The 13407-nt window shown below is 40.4% G+C and carries 10 protein-coding genes; 8 read left to right on the top strand and 2 right to left on the bottom strand.

Going from position 1 to position 13407, the window contains the following annotated elements; translation table 11 throughout:
* Positions 1–10: 10 nt before the first annotated feature.
* The 7 genes from efp to A33Q_RS00180 all read left to right on the top strand — a co-directional run bounded on the left by efp (position 11) and on the right by A33Q_RS00180 (position 9371).
* Complete coding sequence (efp, locus tag A33Q_RS00150) at positions 11–574, top strand: elongation factor P (protein WP_009035212.1); 564 nt, start codon at positions 11–13, stop codon at positions 572–574.
* A 103-nt stretch (positions 575–677) separates the two neighbouring features.
* Positions 678–1151 (top strand): acetyl-CoA carboxylase biotin carboxyl carrier protein, encoded by a 474-nt coding sequence (accB, locus tag A33Q_RS00155; protein ID WP_009035213.1) that lies wholly within the window; start codon positions 678–680, stop codon positions 1149–1151.
* Positions 1152–1178: 27 nt separating this feature from the next.
* A complete protein-coding gene (gene accC / locus A33Q_RS00160; RefSeq protein ID WP_009035214.1) occupies positions 1179–2528 on the top strand; it encodes an acetyl-CoA carboxylase biotin carboxylase subunit in 1350 nt (449 codons plus the stop codon).
* 189 nt (positions 2529–2717) lie between these two features.
* Positions 2718–5027: a PSD1 and planctomycete cytochrome C domain-containing protein gene (locus A33Q_RS00165; protein WP_009035215.1), complete on the top strand. Its 2310-nt coding sequence runs from the start codon at positions 2718–2720 to the stop codon at positions 5025–5027.
* Position 5028: 1 nt separating this feature from the next.
* On the top strand, positions 5029–6480 hold the full coding sequence (locus A33Q_RS00170) for a DUF1501 domain-containing protein (protein ID WP_009035216.1): 1452 nt from the start codon (positions 5029–5031) through the stop codon (positions 6478–6480).
* A gap of 12 nt (positions 6481–6492) precedes the next feature.
* On the top strand, positions 6493–8631 hold the full coding sequence (locus A33Q_RS00175; RefSeq protein WP_009035217.1) for a c-type cytochrome domain-containing protein: 2139 nt from the start codon (positions 6493–6495) through the stop codon (positions 8629–8631).
* A gap of 2 nt (positions 8632–8633) precedes the next feature.
* Positions 8634–9371 carry a sugar isomerase domain-containing protein gene (locus tag A33Q_RS00180; protein ID WP_009035218.1) on the top strand — a complete coding sequence of 246 codons (738 nt, stop codon included), beginning with the start codon at positions 8634–8636 and terminating at the stop codon, positions 9369–9371.
* Between the two features lie 6 nt (positions 9372–9377).
* On the opposite strand, the gene A33Q_RS00185 is transcribed toward A33Q_RS00180, so the two are convergent.
* The gene (locus tag A33Q_RS00185) at positions 9378–10124 is read right to left on the bottom strand and encodes a hypothetical protein (RefSeq protein ID WP_040489534.1); all 747 of its coding nucleotides are present in this window, start codon (positions 10122–10124) and stop codon (positions 9378–9380) included.
* A 71-nt stretch (positions 10125–10195) separates the two neighbouring features.
* Between A33Q_RS00185 and A33Q_RS00190 the strand changes: the two genes are divergently transcribed.
* Entirely contained in the window at positions 10196–10765 is a 570-nt protein-coding gene (locus A33Q_RS00190) for a hypothetical protein (RefSeq protein WP_009035220.1), read from the top strand.
* Here A33Q_RS00190 and A33Q_RS00195 read toward each other — a convergent pair.
* On the bottom strand, positions 10760–13351 hold the full coding sequence (locus A33Q_RS00195) for a family 20 glycosylhydrolase (protein ID WP_009035221.1): 2592 nt from the start codon (positions 13349–13351) through the stop codon (positions 10760–10762). The genes A33Q_RS00190 and A33Q_RS00195 overlap by 6 nt on opposite strands.
* Between the last annotated feature and the right edge of the window lie 56 nt (positions 13352–13407).

Consider the following 13407-nt stretch of genomic DNA (forward strand, 5'->3'; position numbering starts at 1 on the left):
ACCAAACAATATGGCAAGTACCGCAGATTTCAAAAATGGATTATGTCTTGTAATGAACAATGACATCTATTCCATAGTAGAATTTCAGCATGTAAAACCAGGGAAAGGAGCTGCTTTTGTTAGAACAAAACTAAAAAGCCTCACTTCCGGAAAGGTTTTGGACAAAACTTTCAATGCAGGTGAAAAGGTCACCACTGCCAGAGTAGAAAAAAGATCCCACCAATTCATCTATGCAGATGATATGGGGTATCATTTTATGGACATGGACAGTTTTGAGCAAATCCCAATTGAAGAAAAATTAATCGAGAGACCTCAATTACTCAAAGAAGGTCAGATTGTGGACATCTTAGTCCATGACGAAACTGAAACCCCTCTTTCAGTGGAGTTACCCCCATTTGTAGAACTGATGATCACTTACACTGAACCTGGTATCAAAGGAGATACAGCCACCAATGCATTGAAGCCTGCTACTTTGGAAACCGGTGCTACTGTAATGGTTCCATTATTTGTAGAACAGGATACCATGATCAAGGTAGATACAAGAGATGGCTCCTACTCAGAAAGAGTGAAATAATTTCAGAAAGCTAACTGATTTTCTTAAATTACATAGTATTCTTAAAAGATATTCAAACCCAAACGCAATCTCCCGAAAGGGTGATTTTTAAATTATTCAAGTTATGAAAGCAAAAGAAATACAGGATTTAATTGATTTTATTTCCAATTCCGGTCTTGCGGAAGTAAAAATAGAAACTGATGAGTTTAAACTTTCTATAAAGAAACATGCTGATGCCCAAGCAGTAAGAGTAGAAGCAGCAGCGCCTACACAAGCAGCAGCGCCCGCTCCTGCTCCGGCACCTGTAGCTGCCAATCCAAGTCCAGCTGCTCCTGCAAAAGAAGAAAGCAGCAATTATGTAGAAATCAAATCTCCTATGATTGGGACATTCTACAGAACTCCAAACCCTGATTCAGATGCTTTTGTAAATGTTGGCGACACTGTCAGCAAAGGCCAGACAGTTTGTATCATTGAAGCAATGAAGCTTTTCAATGAAATCGAATCTGAGGTATCCGGAAAAATCGTTAAGGTATTGGTTGAAAATTCCCAGCCGGTAGAATATGATCAGCCATTATTTTTGGTTGATCCAGCAGGATAATTTTTGTTTCAACAAACCCAAATTACAGTGTTTAATAAAATATTAATTGCCAACCGTGGAGAAATAGCACTGAGAGTGATCCGTACCTGCAAAGAGATGGGGATCAAAACAGTAGCTGTTTACTCTGTTGCTGACAAGGACAGCTTACATGTTCGCTTTGCTGATGAAGCTGTATGTATTGGAGCACCTCCGAGTAAGGAATCCTATCTAAATATTCCTAGAATCATAGCTGCTGCAGAAATCACCAACGCAGATGCAATTCACCCTGGCTATGGTTTTCTTTCTGAAAACGCTGAGTTTTCAAGAATATGTGAAGAATACGGGATCAAATTTATCGGGGCAAGTCCCGAAATGATCAATAAGATGGGTGATAAAGCTACTGCCAAAGCAACCATGAAGGAAGCTGGAGTACCCACCATCCCAGGTTCAGAAGGCTTATTGGAATCAATAGATCAAGGTATCAAGATCGCCAATGAAATGGGCTATCCAGTAATTCTGAAAGCAACTGCAGGTGGTGGTGGCCGAGGAATGAGAATTGTCCGTCAGGAAAGTGAGTTTAAGAAAGCCTGGGATGATGCAAGACAAGAGTCTGGTGCAGCCTTTGGAAATGACGGATTATACTTGGAAAAATTTGTAGAAGAGCCCCGCCATATTGAAATTCAGATAGTAGGAGACAGTAAAGGCAGAGCTTGCCACTTGTCTGAGAGAGATTGCTCCATACAGAGAAGACATCAAAAATTAGTAGAAGAAACGCCATCCCCCTTCATGACAGATGAATTGAGAGAGGCTATGGGTACAGCCGCCATCAAAGGTGCTGAGGCAATAGGATATGAAGGCGCAGGCACGATAGAGTTTTTGGTTGACAAACACAGAAACTTCTTCTTTATGGAAATGAACACCCGAATACAGGTGGAACACCCCATCACCGAAGAAGTGACCGATTTTGACCTGATCAAAGAACAAATCAAAGTAGCGGCAGGAGAGCCTATTTCCGGTCAGAATTATTTCCCAAAGCTTTATGCTATGGAATGTAGGATCAATGCGGAAGACCCTGCCAATGGATTTAGACCAAGCCCGGGAAAAATAGTCAACCTGCACATGCCGGGTGGTAGAGGTGTAAGAGTGGACAGCCATGTATATGCAGGCTATGTTATCCCGCCTAATTATGATTCTATGATTGCCAAACTGATTGTGAGCGGTCAGTCTAGAGAAGAAGTAATTGTGAGAATGAAAAGAGCTCTTGAGGAATTTGTAATAGATGGAATCAAAACCACTATCCCTTTCCATATTTCACTTCTGGAAAATGAAGAATTTAAGGCAGGAAACTTCACCACGAAGTTTTTGGAAACCTTTGACTTCTCCGTAATCAAAAAATAAATCAAAATATTATCAATCCAATTGAAGCCGACCAATTTGGTCGGCTTTCTTTTTTACAATACTTTCTTCGCAGTTCTTGATATTTACTTCATCAGAATATCAATAGTTGATTTTTTTGGGAAACAATTTTGTCTTCTGTAATTTTTTTCACGAATTTACTTGAACTGAAAGTAACTCCCCTGAATAGCCGTGAAAAAACTGATTTCCTTTGCCCTTCCCTCTTTGCTTGTCTTGTTTTTTTCTTGCCAAGAAAAAACTACGACAAACAACTTCCTGGATGGTAAAGACCAAGTAAGCTATAACTTTCATGTCAGGCCTATTCTTTCTGATAAATGTTTTGCATGTCATGGCCCTGACGCCAACAAAAGAGAGGCAGGGCTGCGCCTCGATATCGCCGATTCGGCCTATGCCACTTTGAAGGAAAACCCCGGTCGCCACGGAATTGTCCCAGGGAATCCTTCTGATTCAGAAATTTACATCCGCCTTACATCAGATGATCCGGGAGAGCGCATGCCTCCAGTGGAGTCCAATCTAAGCCTCAACCCAGATGAAATCGAAATTATTAAAAAATGGATAGAACAGGGTGCCAGGTATGAACCGCATTGGGCATTTGTAAAACCCCAGAAACAAGCCCTTCCGAAAGTCAAACATCAAAAATGGCCTTCCAATGAAATAGATTATTTCATACTCCGGCAAATGGAATCAGCAGGCCTGAAACCCAACGCAGAAGCAGATAAGGTCGGCTTGCTCAAAAGAATCAGCCTAGACCTGACCGGACTCCCACCCTTACCGGAATGGATTGCTGACTTTGAAAGAGATGATTCTGAAGAAGCATATTCCAACATGATAGATCAACTTCTCTCCAAGGAATCATTTGGAGAGAAAATGGCCGCGCTATGGATGGATATCTCAAGGTACTCTGATTCATACGGTTATCAGGATGACAATGTCAGAACACAATGGCCCTACCGGGATTGGGTGATTCATGCTTTCAACAAAAACTTACCTTACGATGAGTTCATCACCTGGCAATTGGCAGGTGATTTATTACCGGACAAGAACAAAGAAAAAATCCTTGCTACAGCTTTTAACAGAAATCATAAGTATACAGAAGAAGGTGGAGTGATAGAAGAAGAATACCGTGTGGAATATGTTTTAGACAAAACAAACACATTCAGCAAGGGAATCTTGGGACTTACTGCAGAATGTGCCCAATGTCATGACCACAAGTATGATCCCATTTCCCAAAAAGAATACTTTGAGCTGTTTTCATTCTTCAATAATACCCCTGAAAAGGGATATGAGGGAGACGTCATGCAATCCAAACCAGCAAAAACCCCAATTCTTTGGATTGAAAAAGAGGACATAGAAGAAATTCTGAAATTTATCAACCAGCAGGATTCCGACAGGATTATGGTTTCTGTAATGGAGGAATTGGACAGTTTAAGGCCTACATTTATTTTGGACAGAGGATTATATGATGCTCCTACAGACCAGGTTTTTCCCTCTACCCCATTATCCGTTAAAGCATTTGATCAAAATTACCCAAAAAACCGACTTGGCCTTGCCCAATGGACTGTTTCTAAAGACAATCCATTGACCGCTAGGGTTTTTGTCAATCTCATTTGGCAAGAAATATTTGGGCAGGGAATTGTAAAATCTACAGGAGACTTCGGGATGCAGGGAGATTTACCATCCCATCCTGAACTTTTAGATTGGCTAGCTGTGGACTTTATGGAAAATGGATGGAACATCAAAAGGCTATTAAAGCAGATTCTCAGCTCAGCTACTTATAGACAGTCCTCTGTGGTAGACCGAAAAAAACTAGAGAAAGACCCAGAAAACACCTTCCTTTCAAGGTATTCGAGATTAAGGCTACCTGCCGAAAACATCCGGGATCTTGTACTGGCAAGCTCCGGCCTTTTGGTGAATGAAATTGGAGGACCAAGTGTCAAACCCTACCAACCTAAAGGACTGTGGGAAGCTTCAACATCCGGAAGAGGAGAGTTGAAAACCTATCAACAAGACAGTGGAGAAAAACTATATAGGAGAGGATTATACACTTTTATAAAATTGACCTCACCACCTCCCATGCCGATTATTTTTGACGGCTCCAACAGGGACCTTTGCGAAGTCAATAGAGGACGAACAAATACTCCTTTACAGGCCTTGGTAATGCTCAACGACCCATTGGTCTTGGAAGCATCTTCTTATCTTGCCAATACTCTCTTAAAAAGAAAATCCGATCCCAGTTTGGCTATAGAAGAAGCATTCCTACGAATAGTCTGCAGATATCCCAAACATCAGGAGTTGAAAATCTTGGAAGATTACTTCAAAGAAGAAAAAATTCGGTTTTCTAAAGACATGAGCCAAGCTGCAAGCCTTATACGTGTTGGAAATTCCGCATCCCAAACGGAAGAAATCAATGAAGACCTGGCAGCCATGATGCAGGTCATCAGCTTACTTTACAATTTGGAAGAAACACTCATGAAAATCTGAAATGGAAAAGGAACAACTGGAACATAACTTAAATCACAACAGAAGAAAATTCCTGTCCAAACTAAGCCTAGGTATAGGAAGTCTTGCTTTGGGTAGTCTTTTGATTCCTGACCTTTTCAAAAGAAAAAGTGTTGAAGAGGAGCTTTTTGACGCACTACCCCATTTTGCACCCAAAGCCAAAAGGGTGATCTATCTCTTCCAAAACGGTGCCCCTTCTCAATTGGAATCTTTTGACTACAAACCCCTGCTCAACAAACAAATGGGACAGGAGTTACCTGAATCCATCAGAATGGGGCAAAGACTTACCGGAATGACTTCCGGACAAAGTTCATTTCCACTGGTGGGTTCCTATTTTGGCTTTCAACAGTATGGCGAAGCCAGAGCTTGGATTTCAGACCTTTTTCCTCATACTGCCAAAATCGTAGATGATATCTGTATCATTAAGTCTATGCATACCGAAGCAATCAATCATGATCCTGCTCTCACCTTTTTTCAAACAGGGGCTCAGGTTGGAAACAGACCCAGTATGGGAGCATGGTTGAGTTATGGGCTAGGAAGTGAAAACAGTAACCTGCCTGCTTTCTGTGTATTGCTGAGCCGAGGGAAAGGAAACGGGCAGGGAGTTTACTCCAAATTATGGACCAACGGCTTTTTGGATTCCGTTCATCAGGGAGTCCAATTTTCCGCAAGCGAAGATCCCGTACTCTATTTGGGTGACCCGGTCGGTATGTCACGGGAAGATAGGAGAAAGATGCTCGATAAACTTTCAGTCTTGAATGAAATGAGTTATGAATCCTTTGGAGATCCCGAGATTCTCGCAAAAATCCAGCAGTACGAAATGGCTTTTCGGATGCAGACCGCTGTTCCGGAAGTCACCGACATCACCAAAGAACCCGACAGCATCATCAAAATGTACGGCCCAGACTGCCTTGTTCCCGGCACTTATGCTGCAAATTGTCTTTTAGCAAGAAAACTTTCAGAAAATGGAGTCCGATTTGTCCAACTCTATCACCAAGGTTGGGATCAACATGACAACCTCCCAAGAGAAATCATGGGACAGGCCAAAGATGTGGACCAAGCTTCAGCAGCATTGATCAAAGATCTCAAACAGAGGGGTTTATTGGATGAAACTTTGGTTATTTGGGGAGGGGAATTTGGTAGGACCAATTACTGCCAAGGAAAAATGCAGGAAGATAATTACGGAAGAGATCACCACCCAAGGGCTTTTTCAATCTGGATGGCAGGAGGTGGAGTTAAGTCAGGAATGGTATACGGGGAAACCGATGAGTTTGGATACAACATTGTGGACAAACCCGTTCATATCCATGACTTCCAGGCCACAGTGCTGCATCTGATGGGAATACATCACGAAAAACTTACTTTCAAACATCTGGGAAGACGGTATAGACTGACAGATGTGCATGGAAAAGTAGTCAAAGACATCCTTGTTTAAACCTCCTTGACCATGTCAATAAGCGCTAGAGTATTCCATTTATTCGACTACCTTCTCATCATTATGCATAGTCTGGTAATTGTCCTGATTATCGGTCAAGGTAGATTAGTTTTCCATCCACTATTGGAAGTACTGGGAAGGATGCATCCATTACTTCTACACTTTCCAATAGTACTATTGATTTTGGCAGCTTTTCTTTATTGGTTTCCGGATTCTGGCCCAAGCCCTATTTTTAGAAAAAAGTTATTGCTCATTGCCCTGCTTTTCACTGGCCTCACTGTCGTAGCCGGTTTCTTGTTGAGCTCAGAACCGGGATATTCCTATGAAAATTTTAAATTCCACCAATGGACAGCTGTAAGTGTTTTCTGGTTAGCATCTGTTTGGTATTGGATTGATCAAAAGGAAAATTTTTATACTCTAAAATTACTTCCCGTGACATCTAGCTTGCTGATTGTGATCACAGGGCATTTGGGAGCCAGCATCACTCATGGAGAAGATTTTCTATTGGAACCCTTGAATTCACCAGCCAAACAGGTTCAGGTTTCCCTTGAAGAAGCTGAAGCCTTTAATCATATCATCAAACCTATTTTGGAACAGAAATGTATCAGTTGTCACAAAGCTTCCAAACAAAAAGGGGAATTGAGATTGGACGAAGCTAAATATATTATGGCGGGAGGAAAAACAGGTTTGAGCATTGACCTTAAAAACCCAAAGGAAAGTTTGTTACTCAAAAGAATCCACCTCCCTTTGGAGGATGATGAACACATGCCTCCCAAAGGAAAAGTACAGCTGAATGATCAGGAAAAACAACTGCTGGAGACATGGATTCTTGCATCCTCTCCTATGGATAAAAAAGTAGTCGACTTCAACACCAAAGAACAATTCTTCACTTTGGCCAAAAACTGGGTAGAAAGCAGACAGACTATTCATTATGATTTTGAAGCCGCCAAGCCCAAAATTATCAAATCTTTAAATGATGAATATAGATTAATTGAGCCTATTTCCCCTCAATCACCTGCCTTGGCTGTGAGATTTTTTGGCAAAAACCAATTCAATTCCGATCGTCTCCAAGAACTGGAAAAAATAGGAGAAAAGATCGTGTACCTTAATTTAAGCCATTTAGACCTCAATGATGAGGATCTTAAAGTAATAGGAGGGTTTAAAAATCTTGAAAACCTCAATCTGAATTTCACAGGATTGGATGGGACTTCGCTTGATCACCTGGCAAACCTGCCCAATCTTCAAAAACTTTCAATCAGTGGTAATCCTCTGAAGGCTGAAACTTTGAATCGACTTAAAAAAATCCATTCTCTTCAAGTCCTATATATTTGGAATACCAAGATTTCAGACTCAGAGATTGATCATTTCCTTTCCCTTAACCAAAAAATCACAATCGAAAGAGGTTACAAAGATGATGCAGGGCCTATTGCACTTAATGCTCCCATCATTGAATTCGACAATCCTATTTTCAAACAATCCAAAAAAATCTCATTGAAACATCCAATTGGTTCGGTCAGAATCCACTATACCTTAGACGGGACTAAACCTGATAGTCTTCACAGTCCAATTTACCAAGAACCAATTCTTCTCCACGAAAGCTCCACTATTCAGGCCAGGGCATTTGCTCCGGGATGGATTGGTAGCCCGATCAATCAAGCTGTAGTTTTCAAATCCGGGATAATTCCAGATGAAATCGAATTAAGCTATGATCCGGATGAAAAATATAAGGGCAAAGGAGCTCAAACACTCTTCGATCTTGAAAAAGGGGATGAAGATTTTGCCTCTGGAAAATGGTTGGGTTTTCAAAAGCAACCTCTTGAAGCTATTTTAGAATTCACTCAGGTAAAAACGATCAATAACATTGCTCTTAGCCTTTTAACTGATGAAGGTTCACATATTTTCCCACCTTCGCAAATAGAAATCGCACAGAAAAACCCAGATGGAAATTGGGAGATTATATACACTGAAAAGCCCGAACAGCCAAAAGAAAATCTAGGAAAACAAATGCTCTTGAAAACCCTGGGTCTGGAAAAGGCAATGCAAACCGAAGCAGTAAAAATCAGAGTCATTCCTCTAGCTGCCCTTCCCTCCTGGCATCCTTCCAAAGGAAGCAAAGCTTGGGTTTTTATAGATGAAATATTGATAAATTGACTATGAAAAAAGCTTATCAGAGATATTTGGACCATTTGAAGGCCAAGCTGGAAACTGTGTTTAAACAGATAGAAAAAATAGAATTGGCAGCTGATTGGGTCAGTCAATGCATGATGAGCGATGGCTTTATTTATACCAGCGGAACAGGCCATTCACACATGTTTGCCGAAGAGATATTTTACCGTGCTGGTGGTTTTGCCAGAGTTATCCCGATACTTGATGAAGCTTTGATGCTTCATAAAAATGCATCTTTAAGTACTGAAGTAGAAAGAAAAGAAGGCTATGCTAAAAAAGTATTATCTGATTATAAAATTGGACCAAAAGATATTTTCATCATTTCATCTAATTCAGGAAGAAATACAGTAAGCATTGAGATGGCCATGTTGGCAAAAGAAAATGGAGCAAAAGTGATTGTTATTACCAATCTCAAGCATACTTCTTCAGTAGCTTCCAGGCATAGTTCAGGGAAAAAACTCTACGAAATCTCTGATCTTTACTTCGATAATGGAGGTGAGATCGGAGATGCTTCTGTTCAAATTTCTGGACTGGATTTCAAAGTTGGAGCCACTTCAACAATACTTGGAGTAAGCATCCTCCAATCCATCATGGTACAGGCTACAGAAAACCTGGTTTCAAATGGCTTTGTCCCTGAAGTATTCAGCAGCTCCAATTCTGATGAAGGAGAGGCGCACAACGATGAACTGATAATGAAATACAAAAACATCATTAAAAGCCTCTGAGATCTTTTACCTCAAACCCCAAACAACTCCCACAGAAGCGAAATTGAAAAGGGCAAAATTGTAAACATCAGAAATATCAGCTCCTCCTTCTAAAATCCTATAACCAGCCTTCAGATCAAAATAATTGGACAAAGGAACTCTGACACCTCCGAAAAAATCAAAAGCCCTTCCTGGCCCTCCTGCCAATCCATCTCCCTCTATCATGGCCAAAAAGTTGCCGGTATCATAGCTCACAAATAAGTGGAGCAGTGGTACAAAACCAACATCATCTTTGAAATCTTCCACTCCTCCTTGTATTAGCCTAACTTGTGCATCCCTGATTTTGGCAGTGAATCCCAGACCCAAAACCCATTTCTCATTTTGAATCAAATCCCTTCTATAGGTCAGTCTGTAACTATTGAATTTATAAAACCCATCAATCTCATTGGTTCCATCAAACTGACTCTCTTGAAAGTTGATGTTGAAACCAGGAGATCCCAAGTAATTCGCACTTAATGGGGCGTAGAGACCGAAAATATGATTTTTACCAAAACTATAACCAGGTCTTACCCTGAACGGTATTACCGGCCCCTGAATTTCAAAATCCGAATTGAAGTCAAACAGAGTCCCTTGTTCATTGGGTATCCGTACCTCATTATAACCCGGAAAAATTATTCCTGTCTCTAAATCCAGACTGATCTGCCCCTGCGCAGAAAAAACCAGGCCAAAACAGATAAAAAACAAAGCGCATTTTTTAATCAATAAGTCGTTCATATTTGTAGAACAAGAATAATAGTAAATTGTTCTTTTTATCCTAATATTGCACAGTTATCAATCAATTTTAAATGAATAAGCATATTTTTCCCTTTCTTATTTTATTTTTTGTAGTAAAATCAACTCAGGCTCAGGAAATTGTCTCGGTAGAAAAATCTATATGGCAGGTTCAAAGCTTATTGGTAACCAAATATCTCAGCAATGAATCTAGGATTTTGGATAAAATAGCCCTTCGAAATGAAATTGGTTTTGATTTTTCTTACAGAGATGGGTTATTTATGGAAAACCCACTATTGGTCTGGAATCCATTTTTAAGAATTGAGCCAAGATACTATTACAACCTTCAAAAGCGACTTATAAAAGGAAAAAAGACTGCCCAAAACTCAGGAAATTTTGTCGCTCTGACTACTTCTTACAAACCGGACTGGTTTGTAATATCCAATGAATCCGGTATTGGAATAATCCCAAATCTGAGCTTGATTCCAACATGGGGGATAAGAAGAAGCCCAACCAGGCATTTCAATTATGAAGCAGGGTTTGGTGTGGGTTATGGATGGGAGTTTTATAAAGTTATGCCGAGGACTGTGTCTATGGGAGAAGTTTTTGTCAACCTTCATTTGAGAATTGGTTTACAATTATGAGCCATCCCATTTATCGCATGAACTGATATCTCCTCCTTTACCGGAAGGTGTAAACACGCGAAGCATAACTTTTCCTTCAATAGGTACAGGAGCCGAATATTCAGGCGAATTTGCAGTTACCTGAGATCCATCTCTGGTATACCTGATGATAAGCCCGGGAGTTTCTACGTTGGCATGCATCAGTCCATCCTTCACAAAAGTGCCTGGCTTGGGTAATCTTGTATTGAAGCCTCCAAAAATAAAATCAAGCCTTGGCAATTCCCTTTGCCCTACAGCATTTGCAAACTTATTCCAATCCTCTGCTCGGGCAGCTTTTCTTGACTCATGGTCAGAAACAGAGGTCCAATCAGGATCAGAAGCCCATGCCCTTTCTACCAGACCAAGCATCTTCGGCAGGAGGTAGTATTCCATCATATCTTGTCCTTTCACAGTTTCTGTCCAAAGTTGACCAGAAATTCCTTTGATATTTTTCTTTCCCTCATTGCTTAGTCTCACTTTATTTTTTACCAATTCATCTATGTCGATTTCCCGGCCATACATATCCCTGTCATTGGAAATGAAATGATTGAGGGGCACAGTTTGCCATGCTGTTTGGAGATTAACATGACCTGACCAAAGGTGCCCTGGTTCATCAGGATGCAAGTCATAGGCCAAGTCGAAGTAAATATTGGAAGAGTTGCAGAAAATAACCTCATACCCTTCATTGGCAAGTTGATAAGCCATATCTTCTCCTCCCCAACCTGCTACTGCATTCCAGGCATGAACCCTAAATCCGGCATCAGCAAACTCTGGATTGGGTCTGGGTACCCGTTTTCCCTCTTCTTCCACTTCCACTTGCCCTATTTCCTCCCAACCTGCAGTCTGTATATTCCTTTCAGCAAACATTTTACTGATTCTCTTATAAAAATAATTTCTCAAATCATCCACGGAAGATACCTCTTCCGATTCCTGAATGAATTTCTCACATACAGGTGAGTCAGTCCAAGCACCATGAGGGACTTCGTCTCCACCTGTATGAAAAGTTTTAAGTGGAAGGCCTGCCTCACTAAATAGCTCTATTATTTCATCTACTACCTTACCATAAAAATTAAAGGCTGATTCCTGACAAATGCATATGGTATTCCCCCGAAAGTTCTGTGCTGAAAGGTAATCGGATGTATCTTCAAAGTCTTCCAGCAAATACTCCATTGCAGCATGCTCATCACCCGCTTCCATCTTTTGATGGTATCTGGATCTCATTGCAATGATAGCAGCTTTGGAATGGGCAGGAACGCCAATTTCCGGAATCACCTCAATATGCCTCTTGTTGGCGTATTTCAATATATCAACAAAATCATCCGTAGTATAAAATCCTGTCCCATGAGGAGAATCACCTTGATCTGGTCCAGAACCATAATAAGGCCACAAAAAATCTTTTTCTTCTGCAGAATGCCCTCTTTTACTTCCTACAGCTGTCAATTCCGGTAAACCAGGTATTTCTATCCGCCAACCTTCATCATTTGCAAGGTTGAAGTGAAAAACATTCAGTTTGTAAAAAGCCATTAAATCCAAGAGTTTGAAAACAGCTTCCTTGGACTGGAAATTTCTTGCCACATCCAAAAACAAGCCTCTGTACTCAAATCTTGGCTCATCCTCAATTTTGATTTTAGGAATTTCCAATTTAGGTACTCGCTCTGCGAAAGCCTCTACTGGGACAAGTGCCATCAGACTTTGAATACCATAGAAAGCGCCTGCAGGTTCACTGGCTTCAATTAGTATATTTTCTCCTATAGTTAAATTATATCCTTCTTTCCCCAGGTCAGCACTGCTGTTTATGATCAAAACATCAGCTTCTTCTTTGGAAACTGAGGATACATTTCCTTCAAAAATTTCTTTAAGCCATTTTTCCAAATGTAAAGTCTGAGCTTCATACCCCTCATCTGCATAAAAAGTGATTTCAGATGCTTTTTCCCATGATCCCTCAACCCATTCATATTTTTTGGGAGTGGGAATCACAGGACTAAACTCCCTTGAATGTAGCCTTTTCAAATCCTTATTCTGCTCAAATAAAAAATTTCCTGTGGGAATGGGCAGTGTGGACTCAGCTGCCACCTTTACCATAGAGGGGAGATTGACTCCTTTTTTATGGTAATTGACTAAAGGATGGCCTTGGTCAGATTCATTTGCAAAAACAATATACAAAGCATCCGGTGCATGGCTGTTTTTATTGAGAAAATTCCCGGATTTATATTCAATTACAAACTGCTCTTCAGGTGAAAGAACAGGAAAATCTTCCATAGGCTTGATTCTAAAAAAATCCCCCGACAAATGTTCGATTATTACTTTTTGATCTACTAAATCAGGCTTAACAGAAAGAAAAATCGAATTGAAAAAAATTTCCCAATCCGGATTTAAATTTTGTTTACTCTTATTTGTAATGGTAAATGAAGCTCTGTGAAACTGCTCCGGTTGAATGGAATTTTCCAACAGTTCCCATTCTATCTTAAGGTCATCCGCAGATGGATTACCTTGATTGGAAGAGCAGGAAAAAATAAAGCAAGAAATGAATAAGAAATAAAGGGCGGGGCTAATAAATTGTCTTATCATTCGATGAATATAACAAATTCAAGAAAGATAGAAAACCCAAAAGTTTATTTTATATG

Source organism: Indibacter alkaliphilus LW1, from assembly GCF_000295935.2.
Taxonomy (GTDB): Bacteria; Bacteroidota; Bacteroidia; order Cytophagales; family Cyclobacteriaceae; genus Indibacter; species Indibacter alkaliphilus.